At 34.9% G+C, this 19,376-nt stretch carries 24 protein-coding genes; 8 read left to right on the forward strand and 16 right to left on the reverse strand.

What is annotated here, in order from left to right; translation table 11 throughout:
• The coding region (locus FNE73_RS14500) for a DUF6705 family protein (protein ID WP_143885286.1) at window positions 1-418 on the reverse strand (418 nt) is incomplete at its 3' end.
• A 21-nt stretch (window positions 419-439) separates the two neighbouring features.
• Window positions 440-1,000 carry a hypothetical protein gene (locus tag FNE73_RS14505; protein ID WP_143885287.1) on the reverse strand — a complete coding sequence of 187 codons (561 nt, stop codon included), beginning with the start codon at window positions 998-1,000 and terminating at the stop codon, window positions 440-442.
• A 70-nt stretch (window positions 1,001-1,070) separates the two neighbouring features.
• Between FNE73_RS14505 and FNE73_RS16775 the strand changes: the two genes are divergently transcribed.
• A complete protein-coding gene (locus FNE73_RS16775; protein WP_185147358.1) occupies window positions 1,071-1,244 on the forward strand; it encodes a hypothetical protein in 174 nt (57 codons plus the stop codon).
• A 34-nt stretch (window positions 1,245-1,278) separates the two neighbouring features.
• Here FNE73_RS16775 and FNE73_RS14510 read toward each other — a convergent pair whose 3' ends face one another.
• The 8 genes from FNE73_RS14510 to FNE73_RS14545 form a co-directional block, all read right to left on the reverse strand.
• Entirely contained in the window at window positions 1,279-1,857 is a 579-nt protein-coding gene (locus FNE73_RS14510; RefSeq protein WP_143885288.1) for a DUF6705 family protein, read from the reverse strand.
• 18 nt (window positions 1,858-1,875) lie between these two features.
• Entirely contained in the window at window positions 1,876-2,448 is a 573-nt protein-coding gene (locus FNE73_RS14515; RefSeq protein ID WP_143885289.1) for a hypothetical protein, read from the reverse strand.
• 336 nt (window positions 2,449-2,784) lie between these two features.
• Complete coding sequence (locus tag FNE73_RS14520) at window positions 2,785-3,378, reverse strand: DUF6705 family protein (protein ID WP_143885290.1); 594 nt, start codon at window positions 3,376-3,378, stop codon at window positions 2,785-2,787.
• 2 nt (window positions 3,379-3,380) lie between these two features.
• The gene (locus tag FNE73_RS14525) at window positions 3,381-3,899 is read right to left on the reverse strand and encodes a DUF6705 family protein (protein WP_143885291.1); all 519 of its coding nucleotides are present in this window, start codon (window positions 3,897-3,899) and stop codon (window positions 3,381-3,383) included.
• Window positions 3,900-3,973: 74 nt separating this feature from the next.
• The gene (locus tag FNE73_RS14530; protein WP_143885292.1) at window positions 3,974-4,567 is read right to left on the reverse strand and encodes a DUF6705 family protein; all 594 of its coding nucleotides are present in this window, start codon (window positions 4,565-4,567) and stop codon (window positions 3,974-3,976) included.
• Window positions 4,568-4,569: 2 nt separating this feature from the next.
• Window positions 4,570-5,160 carry a DUF6705 family protein gene (locus tag FNE73_RS14535; RefSeq protein WP_143885293.1) on the reverse strand — a complete coding sequence of 197 codons (591 nt, stop codon included), beginning with the start codon at window positions 5,158-5,160 and terminating at the stop codon, window positions 4,570-4,572.
• A 19-nt stretch (window positions 5,161-5,179) separates the two neighbouring features.
• Entirely contained in the window at window positions 5,180-6,358 is a 1,179-nt protein-coding gene (locus FNE73_RS14540; RefSeq protein ID WP_143885294.1) for a hypothetical protein, read from the reverse strand.
• The gene (locus FNE73_RS14545) at window positions 6,342-6,767 is read right to left on the reverse strand and encodes a hypothetical protein (protein WP_143885295.1); all 426 of its coding nucleotides are present in this window, start codon (window positions 6,765-6,767) and stop codon (window positions 6,342-6,344) included. Before FNE73_RS14545 ends, FNE73_RS14540 begins: the two co-directional genes overlap by 17 nt.
• A gap of 141 nt (window positions 6,768-6,908) precedes the next feature.
• Here FNE73_RS14545 and FNE73_RS14550 point away from each other — a divergent pair, with 141 nt between their 5' ends.
• Window positions 6,909-7,298, forward strand: a complete 390-nt coding sequence (locus tag FNE73_RS14550) for a helix-turn-helix domain-containing protein (RefSeq protein ID WP_143885296.1) — start codon at window positions 6,909-6,911, stop codon at window positions 7,296-7,298.
• Between the two features lie 314 nt (window positions 7,299-7,612).
• On the opposite strand, the gene hemL is transcribed toward FNE73_RS14550, so the two are convergent.
• The 4 genes from hemL to FNE73_RS14570 all read right to left on the reverse strand — a co-directional run bounded on the left by hemL (window position 7,613) and on the right by FNE73_RS14570 (window position 11,431).
• Window positions 7,613-8,896: a glutamate-1-semialdehyde 2,1-aminomutase gene (gene hemL, locus FNE73_RS14555; protein WP_143885297.1), complete on the reverse strand. Its 1,284-nt coding sequence runs from the start codon at window positions 8,894-8,896 to the stop codon at window positions 7,613-7,615.
• Window positions 8,897-8,990: 94 nt separating this feature from the next.
• Window positions 8,991-10,055 carry a glucosaminidase domain-containing protein gene (locus tag FNE73_RS14560; RefSeq protein WP_143885298.1) on the reverse strand — a complete coding sequence of 355 codons (1,065 nt, stop codon included), beginning with the start codon at window positions 10,053-10,055 and terminating at the stop codon, window positions 8,991-8,993.
• Window positions 10,056-10,113: 58 nt separating this feature from the next.
• Entirely contained in the window at window positions 10,114-11,019 is a 906-nt protein-coding gene (locus FNE73_RS14565; protein ID WP_185147359.1) for a 1-aminocyclopropane-1-carboxylate deaminase/D-cysteine desulfhydrase, read from the reverse strand.
• Between the two features lie 82 nt (window positions 11,020-11,101).
• The gene (locus FNE73_RS14570; protein WP_143885299.1) at window positions 11,102-11,431 is read right to left on the reverse strand and encodes a hypothetical protein; all 330 of its coding nucleotides are present in this window, start codon (window positions 11,429-11,431) and stop codon (window positions 11,102-11,104) included.
• A 31-nt stretch (window positions 11,432-11,462) separates the two neighbouring features.
• Between FNE73_RS14570 and FNE73_RS14575 the strand changes: the two genes are divergently transcribed.
• The 5 genes from FNE73_RS14575 (at window position 11,463) to FNE73_RS14595 (ending at window position 15,577) form a co-directional block, all read left to right on the forward strand.
• On the forward strand, window positions 11,463-11,648 hold the full coding sequence (locus FNE73_RS14575; protein WP_089742553.1) for a DUF5522 domain-containing protein: 186 nt from the start codon (window positions 11,463-11,465) through the stop codon (window positions 11,646-11,648).
• Window positions 11,645-12,172, forward strand: coding sequence for a DUF4136 domain-containing protein (locus FNE73_RS14580; RefSeq protein ID WP_143885300.1), 528 nt, complete (start codon window positions 11,645-11,647; stop codon window positions 12,170-12,172). Before FNE73_RS14575 ends, FNE73_RS14580 begins: the two co-directional genes overlap by 4 nt.
• Before the next feature lie 251 nt (window positions 12,173-12,423).
• Complete coding sequence (locus FNE73_RS14585) at window positions 12,424-12,714, forward strand: HU family DNA-binding protein (protein WP_034674127.1); 291 nt, start codon at window positions 12,424-12,426, stop codon at window positions 12,712-12,714.
• 279 nt (window positions 12,715-12,993) lie between these two features.
• Entirely contained in the window at window positions 12,994-14,553 is a 1,560-nt protein-coding gene (locus FNE73_RS14590; protein ID WP_143885301.1) for an Rne/Rng family ribonuclease, read from the forward strand.
• Window positions 14,554-14,929: 376 nt separating this feature from the next.
• Window positions 14,930-15,577: a response regulator transcription factor gene (locus FNE73_RS14595; protein WP_143885302.1), complete on the forward strand. Its 648-nt coding sequence runs from the start codon at window positions 14,930-14,932 to the stop codon at window positions 15,575-15,577.
• A 70-nt stretch (window positions 15,578-15,647) separates the two neighbouring features.
• Here FNE73_RS14595 and FNE73_RS14600 read toward each other — a convergent pair whose 3' ends face one another.
• A complete protein-coding gene (locus FNE73_RS14600; protein WP_089742547.1) occupies window positions 15,648-16,631 on the reverse strand; it encodes a PLP-dependent cysteine synthase family protein in 984 nt (327 codons plus the stop codon).
• A gap of 279 nt (window positions 16,632-16,910) precedes the next feature.
• Window positions 16,911-18,140, reverse strand: a complete 1,230-nt coding sequence (locus FNE73_RS14605; RefSeq protein ID WP_143885303.1) for an ABC transporter permease — start codon at window positions 18,138-18,140, stop codon at window positions 16,911-16,913.
• A 4-nt stretch (window positions 18,141-18,144) separates the two neighbouring features.
• On the opposite strand from FNE73_RS14605, the gene FNE73_RS14610 reads away from it, so the two are divergent.
• Complete coding sequence (locus tag FNE73_RS14610) at window positions 18,145-19,338, forward strand: exo-beta-N-acetylmuramidase NamZ family protein (RefSeq protein ID WP_143885304.1); 1,194 nt, start codon at window positions 18,145-18,147, stop codon at window positions 19,336-19,338.
• Window positions 19,339-19,376 lie beyond the last annotated feature (38 nt).

The raw sequence follows: 19,376 nt of genomic DNA on the forward strand, positions 1-19,376 counted from the left end.
TTTTTCCACTAAATCCCATTTCGTATACAGTATGCTGAAAATTATATCCGTAAGGATCTGCGTTATCGTCAGCATTCTGAAAACTGTCATAGAGAATATTTCCCTGTCCATCTTTTATCCTGATTTTTCCCATTAGCTTATCCCATTTTCTGTCATCATCACCAAAGTCTATTTTTTTCTCCAGTTTTAGCTCTATTTGTTTACCTTCAAATGTTCCTTTCCAGGTTCCTTCATAAGTATTAAGGCGGTTATCTACATCTTTTACATATTTCGCGCTTTGCAAGTCGGGGCATCCTTCTGTAGCTCGATTAGGCCTGTTACCGCATTCTTCCATTTGTTGTAGAGATATAGATTGTGATTTACAGGAATAAGATACAATTAGCAATAAGACGACACATAATTTAATTATATTTTTCATTTTTTAAATATTTATATTATATTAATTTCCGCATTCGATAGGTTCTGCATTTGTTTGTGTGGTATTGAGCTTGTATTCAGATACCTTTCCGTTTGGTTTTACTTTATACAAGGAGACACCTTGTATTAACATTTTATTTTTCATAAATAATAAAAGATTAGTTTCATTATCTCTATCAAAATATTTATCAAAATAATTCTTATATTCTACCCTCCAATATTCCGTATCAAACCCCATTTTAATATCAGCTGCTGTTCCGGTAAATTTGATGACATAGGTACCGTCGCTGGAAAGCATGAATCCTTCAGGTGTAAGATCAGAAGTCGTTTTATCATTCACATGCACATGGGTATACCCTTTTGTATTCTGGTCGAAAGTTATCGTTAACACATCGGACTTGTTGTTTGCGGAAGGAAGCAAATCTACAAATGTCCCATCTTTATTTTCGCTGAAACCAGTCTCTTTTTTTAAATTGAAATTATAATTTTTGTTGATGGTTGCTACCTTGTTTTTATAATTTTCATTAGCAAACTGAGCTTTTACCTTACTGCATGGAGAATTTGGATTAGGAAACTCTATCACCGTAGGAATACCTTCACATCCACCTTCGGCAATACCGCCGATAGGATCTACAGGCTGGATAGCTACACCGTTGCCGTTGCAGGGTTCCGGCTCAGGAGTCGGGTTTTCTGCAGGACAGGAGGAGCAGTCACCACCTCCGCTGTTGGTTCCGCCTCCGGGACCTGCCCACCATCCATTATCTATGGGTGCCTCTGCGATGCTCTTGCATTGTAAACTAATAACTACTTCCCAAAGCCTTATTTAAAAAGTAAAAAAACCTCTTTTTAGAGGTTCTCATTTTACTGCTTCGTAAAAATCATATCTAAGGGAAATGTGGTTCCCGACTGATAATAAATCGTTCCAGTTCTAGGTCGAGGATATGTATTTTCTCCTATTTTACCTGTAAACTTCATTTGAGTTGGAGATAATTTTTCAAGCTTCACCTCGTAACTCGTTCCTCTAAAAACATCTTGAAAAAGGGAGCTATCTAGCTTCCCATTACAAAGAATATCAAAACTAACGTTTAAACCATAATCCAAATTAAGATTGTCACCTGATGTATTAACAACAATGATCCCATTTTCTTTATATATATAATATCCAACTAATCTGTCTTCAAAGTAATTATCACTACCATAATTATTAATATGATATTTAGTCTGTTTTAATAATGTCAAAAACATTTCTTTGTTTCCTTCTGCCCATTTCCAAGTTCCAATATATGGTTCATAAATATTACTTATATCCTTCAAATATAAGCTTCCATTACTCCTGTTTAATGGTGCATGATTACATCTGTTAACAATATCTATAATATTCGTTTGAGATTTACAACTGATCATTATCAGTAAAATTATCAATAAAAATATTCTGTTCATTTTATCTTTTTTTTATAGTTACAAAGGGCAATTTTCTTTGCTTACATTTCCATTAGAATCTATATTCAGTTTACCCCATCCGTCAGCATCTTTTCTATATAAATGTATTGAATTTCCACTACCAGCTTCAGGGTCATCAATTACGCTCATAAAAAGTTTTTCAGCTCTTGTTTGATTGTAAGGCTGCTCATCCTGACCACAATCTTTAAACATTTTTTTGACTTTATCCTTTGCTATATTTTTCTGTACTGTAGTAGTCGTAGCTGTACCGATATTCATACCTGCAAACAATGCATCAAGAGCGGTGGTGTCATTTATTTTCAAGGCATAAGTTGTTCCGTTAAAATTAACCAAATAAGAAACAAATACCTGTTTTCTATTTGGATACAAAAATTTATACGAATCATAAATATTCACAATATCTCCAAAAGCAAATATAGGAATAGTATCTGGAGGGTGATTATGTGCATCTGCTATGTCATTATTAGTTCCTACACCCGAGACACCAATAAATCCGGTACCTGATGTTGCCGACACATATGTACTGTATATAAGCTCACCACTAGGTTCTTCTTTTGTAACTACCACCATTGTTTCATGTTTATCAGGATTTGCCTTAGTAACAAGTGTTCTTAAGCTGTCTATTTTATGTTTAAGTTCTGGAATAGCATCATTATTTTTTAATATTTGACAAGGAGTTTCAGATGGATTAAACTCTATCACCGTAGGAATTCCTTCACATCCACCTTCGGCAATACCGCCGATAGGATCTACAGGCTGGATAGCTACACCGTTGCCGTTGCAGGGTTCCGGCTCAGGAGTCGGGTTTTCTGCAGGACACGAGGAGCAGTCACCATCAACGTGGTAGAAATTATACCTTTACTTTTTATTACAAAGCAAAAAACCTCTTAAAGAGGTTTTGAGTATTTACTGCTTCACAAATATAGCGGCTTTAGGCAAAGGATTAGGCAGCTGATCAGGAGGATAATTGTAGAAGAAACAGTCTGAATCCAGCCACTCATATTTATTCTGAAAATAATTCCACTGCAACTCGGTTTTTGCCAGATTATTAAAGTTTATTCTTACTTCTCCTGAGGTATCGCATAAATCAGGATCTAAGTATACAAAACCATACCTGTCATCTGCTTTTCTAAAATTCAGTCCTTCAATTTTAGCTTGTTCGTCTGATAGTAAAGTATTGTCAAAAAGAACTGCCCCATTAATATCTAAAGTTTTAAATTTGATTATTAAAAAGTCTCTATTAAACTTAAAGACATTATCATATTTATTTGTAATCTTTTTTATGTAAATAAATATGGTTTTACTGTCCCAGCTTGCCTTCCAAGTTCCTATATAATCATTTAGTTCATTGTTGGTATCTTTTCTATAGTAACATTGATTCTCAGGAATATCTGTAGTTACAGATCTTAAAGGAATCTCTGTAAAAACGGTACAGGCTTGCTGGGAAAAAACAAAACCGTACAATGCTAATAACAATATAATCAAAAATCTTTTCAACATCTTTACTGCTTCACAAATATAGCGGCTTTAGGCAAAGGATTAGGCAGCTGATCAGGAGGATAATTGTAGAAGAAGCAGTCTGAATCCAGCCACTCATATTTATTCTGAAAATAATTCCACTGCAGCTGGGTTTTTGTAGGATTATTAAAGTTTATCCTTATATTTCCGCTTGTGTAGCACAAGTCTGGATCTATGTAGGTAAGAGAGTATCTATCATCGGCTTTACCAAACATCAATCCATATATTTTAACCTGAGCATCTGGTAAATAGGTATTATCGAAAAGAACTGTTCCGTTATTGGTTATGGTCTTAAATTTTATTACCAGATTATCTACATAGTATTCACCAGTCCAATCATAATGCTTTACTTGTTTTGTAATATACACATAGATTGTTCTGTCATTCCAGTTTGCTTTCCAAGTTCCTACATAATCGTTCAGCTCATTTTGAGTGTCTTTCAAATAATAGCATTCGTTTTGAGGTATGGTCGTAAATGTTCTTAAAGAAACCTCTGTAAACATTAAACAGGTTTGTTGAGAAAAAACAAAACTGTATAATGTTAAAAACAATATAATTAAAAATCTTTTCAACATCTTTACTGCTTCACAAATATAGCGGCTTTAGGCAAAGGATTAGGTAGCTGATCAGGAGGATAATTGTAGAAGAAGCAGTCTGAATCCAGCCACTCATATTTATCCTGTAAATAATTCCACTGTAACTCAGTTTTTGCCAGATTATTAAAGTTTATTCTTACTTCTCCTGAGGTATCGCATAAATCAAAATCTATATATACAAAACCATATCTGTCATCTGCTTTTCGGAATCCTAAACCATAAATTTTTACCTGATCATCTGGTAAAGATGTGTTATCAAAAAGAACGGTTCCGTTATTAGCTACGGTTTTGAATCGTATTATTAAATTATCTGAATAATATTGACTTACCCAACTATAATATTTTATTCTTTTTGCTATATATGCATAAATTGTTCTATCATTCCAGCTTGCCTTCCAAGTTCCTACATAATCGTTCAGCTCATTGTTAGTGTCTTTCAAATAATAACATTGATTCTCAGGAATATCTGTATTTACAGATCTTAAGGGAATCTCCGTAAAAACGGTACAGGCTTGCTGGGAAAAAACTAAACCGTACAATGCTAATAACAATATAATCAAAAATCTTTCCAACATCTTTACTGCTTCACAAATATTGCGGCTTTAGGCAAAGGATTAGGCAGCTGATCAGGAGGATAATTGTAGAAAAAACAGTCTGAATCCAGCCACTCATATTTATTCTGAAAATAATTCCACTGCAGCTGGGTTTTTGTAGGATTATTAAAGTTTATTCGTACTTCCCCTGATGTGTCGCATAAATCAAAATCTATATATACAAAACCATACCTATCATCGGCTTTTCTGAATTTTAGCCCCTCAATTTTCACCTGAGAATCCGGTAATGAGGTATTATCGAAAAGAACCGTTCCGTTATTGGCTATGGTTTTGAATCGGATTACTAAATTATCTGAATAATATTTTCCAACCCACTCATAAAACTTTACTCGCTTAGTTATATAAATATAGATTGTTCTGTCATTCCAACTTGCTTTCCAAGTTCCTACATAATCGTTCAGCTCATTTTGAGTGTCTTTCAAATAATAGCATTCGTTTTGAGGTATGGTCGTAAATGTTCTCAAAGGAACTTCTGTAAATGTTGAGCAGGTTTGCTGGGCAAAAGCCAAATAAAAAAGATTGGATAGTAACAGTATAGTGAATATTTTTTTCATAATGTATCAATTAAGGTTATTATTTTTTAGGACAAGGGATGGAGATAGCTTTTTTCGTAGCTAAATCATAATCTAATTTGGATGCAGAATTTTCTGTGATCTCAAACACATCCAGCCCGTCTACCTGTACCACTTCCTTCAAAAACTGTGCAAACACACGTTTAACATTCTCTGAATCCATTTGTTGGTTGTACTCAAGATTTTGAAACTCTCGTTCATACCAATTCTTCCACCTTGCAAAATCAGCTCCTGTCACATTACTTGGCCAATTGGTACCGTTATACTTAAACATATAACTTCCCCAGTCGGTCATGGTCACAAAATATCCTTTAGAATAGCTGCCTTTATAAAGATTTGCCTGCTTGATAATGATATGAAAAAATTCGTACAGATCCTTAGGCGAAGGTGCTTTTACATTAACTTTAGTTCCAAATGTAGGATTATCGTTACAGTTAATATTATTGTGAATATGGAAAAGCCCGGTAATGCCATTTTTATTGGCAGGTAGTGTAAGATGAGTTGTACACGCCTGGTTACTCATCGGCACAAAAGAAGATGCTGATCCCGATCCAACCGGCGGAGTCCTTTCAAACGCTCCTTTTTCATTGATACTGTTATAATTGGCAGGAGTATTAAGATTGATAAACTGCTGTTTAAAAAAAGGATCACTAAGATCTGCTTTTGCGTTTTCACAAGCTTCATCTGGAAGAGGAAACTCAATCACAGTAGGAATTCCTTCACAACCACCTTCGGCAATACCGCCGATAGGATCTACAGGCTGAATAGAAACCCCGTTACCATTGCAGGGTTCCGGCTCAGGAGTCGGGTTTTCTGCAGGACAAGAGGAGCAGTCACCACCTCCGCTGTTGGTTCCGCCTCCGGGACCTGCCCACCATCCATTATCTGTGGGTGCTTCTGCGATACTCTTGCATTGCAGATAATATTCTTTTATAGGTTTAGATTTTACTTTTGCACTACATGCATTGCTGCCTTCGCCATTAAAATGCGCATTTTCACTGCATGCTGTATACCCCACGATATACGACTGCCACACACAGCTTTGGTTAGATTTAGCTCCCAGCGGATTGTATACCGTACCATCCAAAAGCGTCACCGTTGTTTTATCCTGGGTATCTACATATTCACCCGACATCATCATCTGCTTTTCCTGAGGCGTCAGATTATAGCTGATGAGCATTTATTTCTCTATAACTCCCGTCTGTAGCCGGGATCAGTACCAGATTTTCTATAGGATCTGTCGGTAAAGCATTTTGACGGGTAAGATGAAAAGTGTAGGTGTGAAAGTTGGGACCGTTCTCAATGTACATTACATGATCGGTATCAATAGATACTCCATCGGCGTAATTAATTTTCCCTTTGGCATTTTTCTGCGCAAAAGCTTTAATCCCAACCTCTGCTTTTTGAAGCTCAGGTAAAAGCTTTGTTCTGTGCTTAGATTCGTTAAGGGAAATTCTTTGGGAAGTCAGACGCAAGCCCGTGTTGCCGTGCGCTTCTTCTTCGTTGTGAAATTCTTCGGTGCGGCAGGAGAATGCCGAGACACCGACCAGGAACATCAGGCAGAGCCTGAGAAATAAATGTTTTTTCATAAGCATTTATGTTTTAATGGTTTAAAGATATAAATTTTTCTGAAACAAAAATGAAAAAAAACATCTGAAAAACAATGCCCTGTTTTTGATGCATCATTATTTTAATAAAAAAATTATATTTGCCTTAGCTAAACAGAGATCATGAATACAACCATTGGAAAAAGAATACGAACCTTCAGAGAAAACAAAGGTTTCTCGCAGGAAGAACTGGCAGAAAAACTGCACATTTCACGGTCTACGTATCAAAGGATAGAAAACGGTGAAACCAACTCCTGGATCAACCATATCGAAAATATCTGCCATTCTTTGGAGGTAAATCTGGATGATATTTTGAAGCCGGAAGAAGGATATACCCAGATAAATAAAGAAAATTCAACCAATGAAAATTCCAGCAACAATATGATTCAAAATCAAACAAATAATTACAATATTTCAGAAAAAATGCTGGAAAATCTTTATGACACCATTGCTTCTCTTAAAGAAGAGAACAGATTGTTAAAAGAAGAAATCAATCTTTTAAAATCAAAATAAAACCAACGGATAACATCAGTTTTCTGAGGTTTAAAAAGGATTTTAGAAGAATAAAAAAGTCATTAGTCTTTCTTTTAAAAATGAGACGTGTCAACCGATAAAATGACACGTCTTATTTTACTAAATGATGCTCATGAATTGTTCAGTTTATCCGCATCAATTTAGAGATTAGTACGCATGAGTTTTTTACAGCTGCTAAGCCGCTTTCTAAAACGTCCGCATCTTTCATTCAAAACGTCCGTAGGTTTTAATGAAAACGTCCGCATCTTTTACTGAAAAGATGCGGACGTTTTTTATTTTGGTTAGAATTACTCCTACAAACTTTCAAATTTTCTTACCGCTTCCAGCGTCATGTCAATTTCGTTTTCTTTGATGGCATCACTGATGAAATAGGTTTCGTAGCCGCTCGGCGGAAGATAAATTCCGTTGGTAAGCATGTGATGAAAGAAACGGTTAAATATGTCGTGGTTGGCTTTCTGCGCTTCATCAAAATTAGAAACATTTTCGCTGTCGAAGAAAACAGACATCATCGATCCTTGTCTGTTGATGGTATGTGCCATCCCTTTCTCGGTTAAAATTTTTGAGATTTCGGCATCTAAAATTTCGGTAGTTTTTTCCAGTCTGCTGAAAAATCCTGCATCGTTTTTAATGATCTGCAAAGTTTTCAAACCGGCTCTCATCGCCAGAGGATTTCCACTTAATGTTCCTGCCTGATAAACCGCACCCTTCGGAGCCAGATGATCCATAATTTCATTTCTTGCTGCAAAAGCTCCTACCGGAAGCCCGCCTCCGATTACTTTTCCGTACGTTACCAGATCTGCCTTTACGCCATACAATTCCTGCGCTCCGCCAAAAGCCAGTCTGAAACCCGTCATTACTTCATCGAAAATCAGCAAAGCTCCGTTTTCATCACAGATTTTTCTCAGTTCCTGAAGAAAATTATTTTCAGGAAGCACACATCCCATATTTCCGGCTACCGGCTCAATAATCACCGCAGCAATTTCCTCCTGATTATTGGCGAAAAGATCTTTCACCTGTTCCAAATCATTGTATCTTGCCAGCAAGGTATCTTTTGCCGTTCCCGAAGTAACTCCCGGAGAATTCGGATTTCCAAAAGTTGCCGCACCACTTCCCGCTTTTATGAGAAAAGAATCTGAATGACCATGATAACAGCCCTCAAATTTTACGATCTTATCTCTTCCCGTAAAACCTCTTGCCAGTCTAATGGCACTCATACAGGCTTCGGTTCCGGAAGACACCATTCTGATCTGGTCTATATTCGGAACATTTGCTGTAATGAATTTTGCGATTTCTGTTTCAAGTTCTGTGGGAGCACCAAAAGAAAAACCTTTCTCTGCCTGAATTTTAAGCTCTTCCAAAACTTCAGGATGCGTATGCCCTAAAATTGCCGGTCCCCAGGAATTGATGTAATCAATATATGTATTATCATCAGCATCGGTAAGATATGCCCCTTTTGCAGATTTCATGAAAACAGGCACCCCGCCTACTGATTTAAAAGCGCGAACAGGAGAATTTACACCTCCCGGAATGTATTGGTTAGCTTCATTAAATAAAGCTGAACTTCTTTGATATTTCATTGATATTAAATAGTTGATGGTTTTTGGTTTTTGGTTGATAGTATACCTGTAAGCTAAAAACCGACAACCATCAACTAAAAACCAACAACCAATTTTAGTTTTTAGGTTTTTTGTCGATTAAATAGATCAGCTGTCCGGCAGAAGGTTTCTGCCCTTCATTCATTCTGTTTTTTGTGTAAAGTTTATTAAGTTTTATTCCGAATTTTTGTGCAATGTCGTACATGTCTTCTCCAGAAGCAGCTTTATAGGTAGGAGTATTTCCGTCAGAATTTTTAGATTCCAGAAAAACAATAGCATTCTTTTTCAGGACATCAGATTCCAGTTCGTTCCATTTTAAAATTTTACTTTCGCTGATTTTAAATTTATCTGCAATGTATTTCACATTGGTGTCTTCCGGAATGACAATATATTTTAAGCCATCATTCGGGTGACTTTTGATTAAAATAGTATTTAAAGTTTCTTCTTTTTTAATCCTTTCTACCCTTTTTTTCTGCTCTGCATAAGATGTTGCTTTGTAAGGAACCGTTACAATAACAGGCTGTGAAGCTTTTTTGATTTCTTTCACCTGTTTTGCAGGCTCTAAACTTGCCATGAAGGTTCTGTCGTCTTTCAGATCGGGGTATTTTTTGAGCAAAGCGTAAGTAACTTCCTTGGAATTGACCTCATCAAACTCGTACAGTTTATATTTTTCAATTTTTCCGATGAGAATAGATGCATATCGTGGGTTTGTAGCATACCCTGCTTTCTTCAAACCATGAGCCCAAGCTTTATAATCTTTCATATCCAGCTCAAAAAGTTTGGTGTAATACTTTCGGGTCGCCAAAAATACGGAGTGATCTTCATAAGACTGTTTCGGATCGTCGTACACGCGAAAACATTCGTTGGGAGCATCATCAGTATGCTTCATAGTTTTTCCCGTCCAGTCTTCTTTACATTTTATTCCGAAATGATTTTTTCCTTCCTGAGCGAGACGGCTTTGTCCGCCCCCGGTTTCCAAAAGTCCCTGTGCGAGAGTAATAGAAGCCGGAATTTTATACTTCTCCATCTCCTCTACCGCATATTGCGCAAACTTTTGAATGTACTGATCTTCTGTAGCCCAGGTCTGAGCTGAGAATTTTGATAAAACTAGAAGGCTAATGAGTAAAAAAAGTCTTTTCATTTTATTTATTTATTGTTTTAAAATAAAAAATGGAACTTGATGTTTCCTGTTTCTCTATTTAGATTATAATTAAATTTCTGTTCTGTTTTTCCAAAAATAAATTGGTTCCTTCAATTCCCTGCAAGCCTCCTGTATGAAAGCACAGAATCCTGCTTCCTTCAGGGAAATATCCCTCGTCTGTCATCTCAAAAATTTTTTGCATCATTTTCCCTGTATACACCGGATCTAAGGAAATATTGTGTTTTAATTTAAAATCATTAATAAAACGAATGTTATCATCATTTATTTTACCATAACCGCCTAAAGAAGAATCCGTTAATATATAATTTTTCTTTTGCGTAAGTTCAGAAATCTTTTTTTCTAAAGAACTATCCTGTACCGCCTTGAAGCCTATAACTTTCTGACTGTCTTCACAAAATTCGGCAATTCCTGCAATAGTTCCACCGGTTCCTACTGCCGTGCAAAGATAGTCAAAATCTTTTGTTTGCTCGTTCAGCATCATTTTAATGCCCTGTACAGCATTATGATTGGTACCGCCTTCTGGGATAATTAAAGCATCCGGGAATTCCTGCTGCAAAAATTCAGTAAGTTTTTCTTTATAACGATATTCTTCACGGGTTACAAATCTGAGATTCATTCCGTTTCTCTTGGAAGCCAGTAAAGTGGGATTTTCCCGCCATTTTTGCTCAAGTTCCTCTCCTCTTATTATTCCCAGTGTTTTAATACCTGAAATATTTCCAAAGGCTGCTACTGCCGAAATGTGATTGGAAAAAGCTCCGCCAAATGTTATGATTAAAAGATTTTTCGGCTTTTTTTCTAAATATTGATTGATGTTGTAGAAAAGCTTCCAATACTTATTACCTGAAATTTGAGGATGAATAAGGTCTTCTCTTTTCATATAGAGCTTTATATTTTTCTCAACAGGAATTTCTGTAATCGGAATATGAATCTCTGGAATTTTCATTGGGGCAAATTTCCTGAATTTATTTCAATTGAACACTTAAGCTGAAGTTAAACAAATCTAAAAACCTTTATAAATTGTTAAATTAAGACAAATATTTACGGAATGACCAGAATTTTCTTTTTTTAAGATAATTAAAATCGTGTTCCATTGCGTAAGCTTCTCTTTCAAAAGAAATCGAAAGGTACGCAAGATAAGCGTTTTTCAATCTGAAAAAATGGTAATAATATTCAGCAATATACCATATATAGAAAAAAATAATAAGCAGTTCGAGCTGTTGCCTGAGATGAATTTTCTCATGATTGATAAAAACTTTATTGTGCTTATCCTCAGGTTTTTTAATTAAAATAAAAGGAAAAAGCGTAATGCCGTTTATTTTTGTATTTTTGAGCAGGAATTGGCACACAATTATCATATTAACAAATATAAAAGTTTTGATTTAACTTATGGCAAATTTTGACATCAAAGAGCATGAAGACTTTTACTACAATGAGCAGGGATACAAAGTTTTCACGGAAAAATTTCATCTCAAACGGGGATATTGCTGTAAGAGCGGATGCAAACATTGTCCGTACGGATACGATAAAAAGACAGACACATTCAATAAAAACATTAAAAAATCAATACAATGAAAAAATATATTTTTATTTTACTTGCCGCAGGTTTAACTTTAAGCTCATGCAGCCCTTTTAAGGTACGTTCAGATTATGCGCAGACTGCCAATTTTTCAACGTATAAAACATATAAGCTCAGAATTGATGATCTTAAACTGAATGATATTGATAAAGACAGAGTCTTGAACGAACTCTCTAAACAACTTCAGATGAAAGGTCTTTCATCATCAAATACACCAGATCTGATTATTAATGTAAAAGCAAATCATAAAAAAATCACTGATATCAACAGCACTAATCCAGGCGGAATGTGGGGTTGGGGCGGCGGTTTCGGCTGGGGAATCGGGATGAACAGAACCTGGACAAGCAATTATAATGAAGGCGCTATTATCGTAGATATGATTGATGCACAGAGCCAGAAACTCGTTTGGCAAGGTATAGGAAGCGGGATTGCAGTTGACCGTCCAAAGTCAAAGCAAAAACAAATTCCTCAGATTATGTCAGAAATTATGGCAAATTATCCTCCGGGAATGAAAAAATAAGTAAATTATTACTACATTTGAAGGCCGTTACAGAAATGTTTCGGCTTTTTATTTGAATTGAAGAGTTAGTTACGGAATTATTTCACAATAATCCAGTTAATTTAGCCTGTGAAATTTCATTTTATAAGTTAAAAACCATACTAAACATAAAATTGTCAGGGATTTATGTGAAATATTTTCGCTGTTAATTTGTGACTATTCAATTTTTTTAACTAAATTTGCACACCTAAAATTTAAAATTTACAAAGGAAATGACAAAGGCAGAATTGGTAAACACCATCTCAAATAAATTGGGGACCGAAAAGAATGAAACACAGAAAGTTGTAGAAGCTTTTATGCAGGAGATCAGAACTTCTATGTACAATGGAGACAATGTTTACTTAAGAGGTTTTGGATCATTCATCGTGAAAACAAGAGCAGCTAAAACGGGAAGAAACATCTCAAAAAACACTGCAATAGAAATTCCTGCACACAATATTCCGGCTTTCAAACCATCAAAATCTTTTGTGGAGAAAGTAAAGACCAAAGTTGCAGTAAAATAAAAAATTTAATATTAACGATTTACTAAAAAAATTAACATTATGCCAAGCGGAAAGAAAAGAAAAAGACACAAGGTTGCAACTCACAAAAGAAAGAAAAGAAGAAGAGCAAACAGACATAAGAAAAAATAATCTCACGCGAGGTTTTTAATATAATAATATAGTTGGTGCAATTTTAATTTTATTATTCACCGACTATATTTTATTATGTAAACAAATGGAAATGACGATCTGACAACAGATCTTATTTCATCATCAATCTTTTTATCTTTAATTTTAACAATGAAGAAAGAACTAATAGTTTCGTATGAAGATGATCTTACAAAGATTGCTTTGCTGGAGGACGGAAGACTATGTGAACTTCATGAGGAAGAAGACAAAAATGATTTTGTTGTAGGCGATTTATTTATCGGAAAAGTAAAAAAACTGGCTCCGAATCTTAATGCAGCGTTTGTAAATATCGGATATGATAAAGACGCTTTTCTGCATTACCAGGATTTGGGACCGCAATATCTTACCTACCGGAAATTTCTGAAAGATTCCGTCTCAAAAAAACAGACCAGCTCCAGCTTGAAGAACTTCGAGATTCAGCCTGAGATTGATAAAAACGGAACTGTCGACAAAATCATCGCTAAAGATGATATCGTTTTATTACAAATTACCAAAGAGCCTATTTCGACCAAAGGACCGAGAATTTCTACACAAATATCCTTAACGGGACGTTTTTTGGTTCTGATACCTTTCGACAATAAAGTATCTATCTCAAAAAAAATAGGCAGCTCTGAAGAAAAAGTGAGACTCCGCACCCTGATTAACAGTATAAAACCTGAAGGCTTTGGCGTTATTATCAGAACAGTTGCAGAAGGCAAAAAAGTTGCAGATCTCCATAATGACATGAATCAGCTGATTCAGAAATGGGAAAATACTTTTAAAAATATTCAGAAAAATAAAGTTCCGTCAAAAGTTTTGAGCGAAGATGATAAAGCATCTTCTATTCTTAGAGACAACTTTAATCAGGATTTTGTAAACATCATTTGCGATGATGAGCAAATGGTAAGCGAAATGAAAAACTATCTTGAAGTCATTGCCCCTGAACGTAAAAATATTGTTCAGTTTTATGACTCACACATTCCTCTATTAGAATATTACAATGTTGAAAAACAACTGAAACAGAGTTTCGGAAAACATGTAAATATTCCCAGTTCCAAAGGTGCTTATCTTGTCATAGAACATACAGAAGCGCTTCACGTGATCGACGTGAATTCCGGTAATAACATCACAGCCGGAAATACTGCCAATAAAGAACACGCACTTAACGTGAATAAAATGGCAGCCACAGAAATAGCAAGACAACTTCGTCTTCGTGATATGGGCGGCATTATCGTTGTAGATTTTATCGATATGACCAATCCTGATCACAGAAAAGATCTTTATGAGCATTTCAGAACAGAAATGAGCCGGGACAAAGCACGTCACAAAATTTTACCGCCAAGTAAGTTTGGGCTGATACAAATTACAAGACAAAGAAACCGTCCCGAAAAACAAATTGATACCAAAGAAGAAAATCCTAATAAAGATGGAGAAATTGTAGCTCCTATCGTTATTGTGGAAAAAATGGGTGAAACCATCAGAAATATTATGCAAAAAGAAAAAGGTAAACTTTTCTTACACGTGCATCCTTTCGTAGAAGCTTATCTTACAAAAGGCATGAAAAGCATACAGATGAAATGGTTTTTGAAATACAAAAAATGGGTAACCATCATCCCGAGAGATTCTTTCAGGTATCTGGAATACAAAATTTACAATTCTAAAAAAGAAGAATTGAGCGGTTATTCTAATTAACAGCTTATTTAAGCCTCCGATCAGGAGGCTTTTTTATTGTTTAAAATTTAAATAAATATTTTGCCGTTTATTTATTTATCTAAAATTAATTGAACAAAAATCTGTGTTTTCTTTTCTTAATCATCTACATCCAATTCCCCACTTGGATAAATTACTCACTATTAGAAAATTTGAAACGCTTCACCAGAAGGCAATGGCAAAGAATAATTAAATAAACAATATTCAAAATATATCCCTAAAATTTGATATAAACAGATGCTTTTGCGAATTTGATAAAATAAATACCATAGATTAAATAAATAATTAAAATAAATCAAAAAATATGGCAAATAATTAAATAATATTCATATATTTAAAAACTGAAAACTATTCCATGATGAAGCCAAAGTTAATTATCTTTGACGAGTCACTGCTGTATGCAGAAGGCTTGTCAAAACTTCTTGTTCAAAACAAGATTTTTAGTTCCGTTGAAATTTTTAATTGTTACGAAAAGTTTACCGAGCATCTGAAGAAAGAGCCTCCGGAATTTCTGATGATAGGAACCAATACCATGCTTCTTACTGATATACATTCTTTAATTCAGGAAACTTTACTTCAATATAGATGTACCAAGATTATTGTAATTGGACATTCATTTGATATTTCAAGTATCAGAAAGCTCTTTAATAAAGGAATCAAATGTTACCTGGACAAAAACAGCCCTTACGAAGAACTGGTAAAATCTATTTCCACATTAATGAATGATGACACCTATGTCTGTGACCATGTAAAAGAAATGATGATCAATTACATCAGCCACGAAGAAGAAAAACATGATCCGAACATCAGGGAATCTTTAACTAAAAGGGAACTAGAAATCTTAAAACACATCTGCAACGGATTAAGCAGCAAAGATATCAGCGAAAAATTATTTATCAGTATTAACACCGTAGAAACTCACAGAAAAAGAATTCTGATGAAACTCAATGTAAAAAACTCTGTCGGAGTTGTAAAATATGCACTAGAGAACAATATTTTCAATTAGAACAGTCAAATTTTTAAATAAAAAAACTCAGAGCCATACTCTGAGTTTTTTAGTATGCTATAAAGTGAAACTAATCTAACCATCCCATTTCTTTCATCCATTCATCATTGTAGATTTTACCTACATATCTGGAACCGTGATCGTGAAACAGTACAACAATTACATCATCTTTAGTAAACTGATCCTTCATCTGTACCAGCGATGCAATAGCACTTCCTGCAGAATATCCACAGAAAATCCCTTCTTCTTTTGCCAGTTTTCTTGCATATACAGCTCCGTCTTTATCTGTAACTTTCTCAAAATGATCAATTACAGACATATCATAGTTTTCGGGTAAAATATCTTCACCAATACCCTCTGTAATGTATGAGTAAGCATTTTCAAGATGAATTTCACCTGTTTCGTGGATTTCTTTAAGAATAGATCCATAAGTATCAACTCCAATAACTTTGATATTAGGATTTTTTTCTTTGAAATACATTCCGCAACCTGTAATGGTACCTCCAGTTCCCGCTCCTACCAAAAAGTGAGTAAGCTTTCCTTCTGTCTGTTCCCAGATTTCAGGAGCTGTAGATTCGTAATGAGCAGTTCTGTTAGACAAATTATCATATTGATTTACATACCATCCGTTTTCTGTTTCTGTTGCCAGTCTTTTCGATACCGAATAATAAGAACGAGGATCTGTAGGCTTTACATCCGTAGGACAAACAATAACTTCTGCACCCACTGCACGAAGAATATCACACTTTTCTTTAGACTGTTTGGAATTGGTAACAAAAATACATTTGTATCCTTTAATGATTGCTGCCAAAGCCAATCCCATTCCTGTATTACCTGAAGTCCCTTCGATGATAGTACCTCCAGGCTTTAATCTACCGTCTTTTTCGGCATCTTCAATCATTTTCAGAGCCATTCTGTCCTTTACCGAGTTACCGGGATTGAATGTCTCAACTTTTGCCAAAACCAAAGCCGGAAAATCTTCTCCCAAAACTTTATTCAGTTTTACAAGTGGAGTATTTCCAATGGTTTCGAGTATATTTTCTGCGTATTTCATAAATCTTTTATAAGCGGCACAAAGATAAGGCTTTCAAAATAATTAGGGCAATACTAAATTCTATGAGGCTGATTAATGATACAAATCACTTAACAATTCTTCATATTTGATAGATTTTGGAGATTTTTAACTGCAAAGATTATTTTTAGGAGCAATTCCCGCTTTCCGTTCCAATCTTTTTTTGCAAAAAAGGATTTCCTCTGCAATCGGGGCTAGTAGTTTGCCATCACATGAAAAAATCAGCAAAAAAAGACAACTTAACGGAACAATTTGTAGTAATTAATTATATTTAATTGATTTTACAGGAGAAATTTTACTGATCAGATAACTTGGAATCACTAATGCCAATCCGGAAATAATTAAAATTCCCAATGAAATAGAAACAATCACCAAAGGATTAAGATCTACAGGAACTACACTTACATAATAGTTTTCAGGGTTAAGTGTGATAATTCCAAAGAATTTTTGCAGAATCAGAAGACCAAGACCAATGACATTACCATATAAAAGCCCGGGAATCATAATAATCAGAGTATAATTGATAAATGTCGCCCGAATTTGCCCGTTGGTTGCCCCTAAAGTCTTAAGAAGCCCGATAGAATTGGTTCGCTCTATAATGAGAATCAGCAAAACCATAATAATATTAATGATCACCACCAAAAGCATAATCGAAATAATAATCCCTATATTGGTGTCAAAAAGTCCGATCCAGTCGTTGATCTGAGGATATTTATCTGTAGCTTTTTCAGCATAGTTTTTATAACCAATAAATTTTTCAACCGCAGGAAAATCTTCATCAATATTGTTTACATTTTTGAAAAAAACATCAAGTCCGCCGATTTCATTATCCTTCATATCAAGAATTCTCTTCACATGGTTGATATCACCAATAACGAACTGATCATCAATCATTTTAATATCTGTTTTATAAATTCCGGTAACTTCAAATTTTCTGTAAATTGGCTTCTGGTCAGCCTTTGAGAATACTGTTACAATACTGTCATTTACTTTCAGGTGTAAATCTCCTGCCAATTTTTGCGAAATAGCCACACCATTGTTGTATCCGTCTTCATTAAAGAAAGGTGTTTTACCCTCAATTATAAATTTTCTGAAACGTAAACTGTCAAAATCTTTCGCTACTCCTTTGAAAATGATTCCTGCAAAACTGTGCTCGTTTCGCATGATTCCTGTAACCATCGCATATTTCTGAACAGCTGCAACATCCGGAAGAGACAGAATCTGCTTAATATTCAATCCTTCATTATCTAAAACAGAGGTATTATAGGAAGAATTTGATTTGGTAGATTTTACCGTTACATGTCCGCTGAAATCGGCAAGTCTTTCTTTAATTGCTTTTTTAGAACCCAATCCTGTAGAGACTGTGATGAGCGAAACAATAATTCCTAAAGCTACAGACAGCCTGCCAATGAAGATAATCACCCGTGAAAGGTTATTTTTGTTATCTTTGGAAAACGCTATTTTTCTGGAGAAATATAATGGAAATTTCAAGCTTATGAATTTAAATTTCAAAATTAAAACATTACTTCTTATTTGCCTAATTTTTTTGGGTGTATTCAATATATATTATTCTCAAACATCAGATAAAGATTTCAAAACAGGGGCAGATCAGCCGGAACTTTATTTACCTCTGCTGAAAAATAAAACGATAGGTATTGTGACCAATCAGACAGGCTTGTTAAGCGACAAAAGCCATCTTGTCGATTTTTTAGTAAAAAACAATTTCCAGATTAAATCTATTTTTGCACCTGAACACGGTTTCAGAGGTGATGCAGATGCGGGAGAAAAAGTAAAAAACGGAATAGATCTGAAAACAGGAATTCCCATTATTTCTCTTTATGGTTCTAATAAAAAACCAAAACCGGAACAGTTAAAAGGAATTGATGTCATTGTTTTTGATATTCAGGATGTTGGCGTGAGATTTTATACTTATATCTCAACTTTAACTTATTTGATGGAAGCCGCTGCTGAAAATAACGTGGAAGTTATGGTTTTGGACCGACCAAATCCACATGACGGATATATTGACGGACCTGTTTTAAAGAAAAAATGGGAAAGTTTTGTCGGAATGCACGAAGTTCCTGTAGTATATGGATTAACCATCGGAGAATATGGAAAAATGGTGAATGGGGAAAAATGGCTCAAAAACGGAATTCAGGCTAAATATACTTTGATTCCGATGAAAAATTATCATAAGAAGAAACGCTATCCTATTTCTGAAAAACCCTCTCCTAACTTACCTAATGACCAATCTATTAATCTTTACCCTAGTTTATGCTTTTTTGAAGGAACTCAGGTTTCTGTAGGCCGCGGTACAGATCTTCCGTTTCAGGTATATGGTTCTCCCTGGACAAAAGAACTCCCCTTTCAGTTTACTCCTAAACCTAATTACGGAGCAAAAGACCCGTTTCTGAACGGACAAATGTGCTATGGTGAAAATCTTTCGGATTATCCGAAAAAGCTGCAGGAACTTAATTTGGAATGGCTCATAAATGCGTATAAAAATTATAAGAATCCACAGCAGGATTTTTTTCTTAAAAATTTATTCTTTGATAAACTTGCGGGTTCAGATGAGCTTCGCAAGCAGATTATTGCGGGAAAATCTGTAAAAGAAATTAAATCCTCTTGGAAACCTGGACTTGAAAAGTTTTCTAAAGTCAGAAACAAATATATTATTTACAAAGACTGATTTAATTAAAAAGGCTTAAATATAATATTCAAGCCTTT

It is taken from the genome of Chryseobacterium binzhouense, assembly GCF_007474545.1.
Classification (GTDB): domain Bacteria; phylum Bacteroidota; class Bacteroidia; order Flavobacteriales; family Weeksellaceae; genus Chryseobacterium; species Chryseobacterium binzhouense.

Excerpts from the sequence above, each read along its gene's own strand:
- FNE73_RS14580 (WP_143885300.1), top strand. The coding sequence starts at position 11,645 with ATGAAAAAATATATTTTTATTTTACTTGCCGCAGGTTTAACTTTAAGC.
- FNE73_RS14510 (WP_143885288.1), bottom strand. The coding sequence starts at position 1,857 with ATGAACAGAATATTTTTATTGATAATTTTACTGATAATGATCAGTTGT.
- FNE73_RS14560 (WP_143885298.1), bottom strand. The coding sequence starts at position 10,055 with ATGAAAAGACTTTTTTTACTCATTAGCCTTCTAGTTTTATCAAAATTC.
- FNE73_RS14595 (WP_143885302.1), top strand. The coding sequence starts at position 14,930 with ATGAAGCCAAAGTTAATTATCTTTGACGAGTCACTGCTGTATGCAGAA.
- FNE73_RS14585 (WP_034674127.1), top strand. The coding sequence starts at position 12,424 with ATGACAAAGGCAGAATTGGTAAACACCATCTCAAATAAATTGGGGACC.
- FNE73_RS14575 (WP_089742553.1), top strand. The coding sequence starts at position 11,463 with ATGGCAAATTTTGACATCAAAGAGCATGAAGACTTTTACTACAATGAG.
- FNE73_RS14520 (WP_143885290.1), bottom strand. The coding sequence starts at position 3,378 with ATGTTGAAAAGATTTTTGATTATATTGTTATTAGCATTGTACGGTTTT.
- FNE73_RS14600 (WP_089742547.1), bottom strand. The coding sequence starts at position 16,631 with ATGAAATACGCAGAAAATATACTCGAAACCATTGGAAATACTCCACTT.
- FNE73_RS14550 (WP_143885296.1), top strand. The coding sequence starts at position 6,909 with ATGAATACAACCATTGGAAAAAGAATACGAACCTTCAGAGAAAACAAA.
- FNE73_RS14530 (WP_143885292.1), bottom strand. The coding sequence starts at position 4,567 with ATGTTGGAAAGATTTTTGATTATATTGTTATTAGCATTGTACGGTTTA.
- FNE73_RS14515 (WP_143885289.1), bottom strand. The coding sequence starts at position 2,448 with ATGGTGGTAGTTACAAAAGAAGAACCTAGTGGTGAGCTTATATACAGT.
- FNE73_RS14535 (WP_143885293.1), bottom strand. The coding sequence starts at position 5,160 with ATGAAAAAAATATTCACTATACTGTTACTATCCAATCTTTTTTATTTG.
- FNE73_RS14570 (WP_143885299.1), bottom strand. The coding sequence starts at position 11,431 with ATGATAATTGTGTGCCAATTCCTGCTCAAAAATACAAAAATAAACGGC.
- FNE73_RS14540 (WP_143885294.1), bottom strand. The coding sequence starts at position 6,358 with ATGCTCATCAGCTATAATCTGACGCCTCAGGAAAAGCAGATGATGATG.
- hemL (WP_143885297.1), bottom strand. The coding sequence starts at position 8,896 with ATGAAATATCAAAGAAGTTCAGCTTTATTTAATGAAGCTAACCAATAC.
- FNE73_RS14525 (WP_143885291.1), bottom strand. The coding sequence starts at position 3,899 with ATGTTTACAGAGGTTTCTTTAAGAACATTTACGACCATACCTCAAAAC.
- FNE73_RS14545 (WP_143885295.1), bottom strand. The coding sequence starts at position 6,767 with ATGAAAAAACATTTATTTCTCAGGCTCTGCCTGATGTTCCTGGTCGGT.
- FNE73_RS14565 (WP_185147359.1), bottom strand. The coding sequence starts at position 11,019 with ATGAAAATTCCAGAGATTCATATTCCGATTACAGAAATTCCTGTTGAG.
- FNE73_RS14590 (WP_143885301.1), top strand. The coding sequence starts at position 12,994 with ATGAAGAAAGAACTAATAGTTTCGTATGAAGATGATCTTACAAAGATT.
- FNE73_RS14610 (WP_143885304.1), top strand. The coding sequence starts at position 18,145 with ATGAATTTAAATTTCAAAATTAAAACATTACTTCTTATTTGCCTAATT.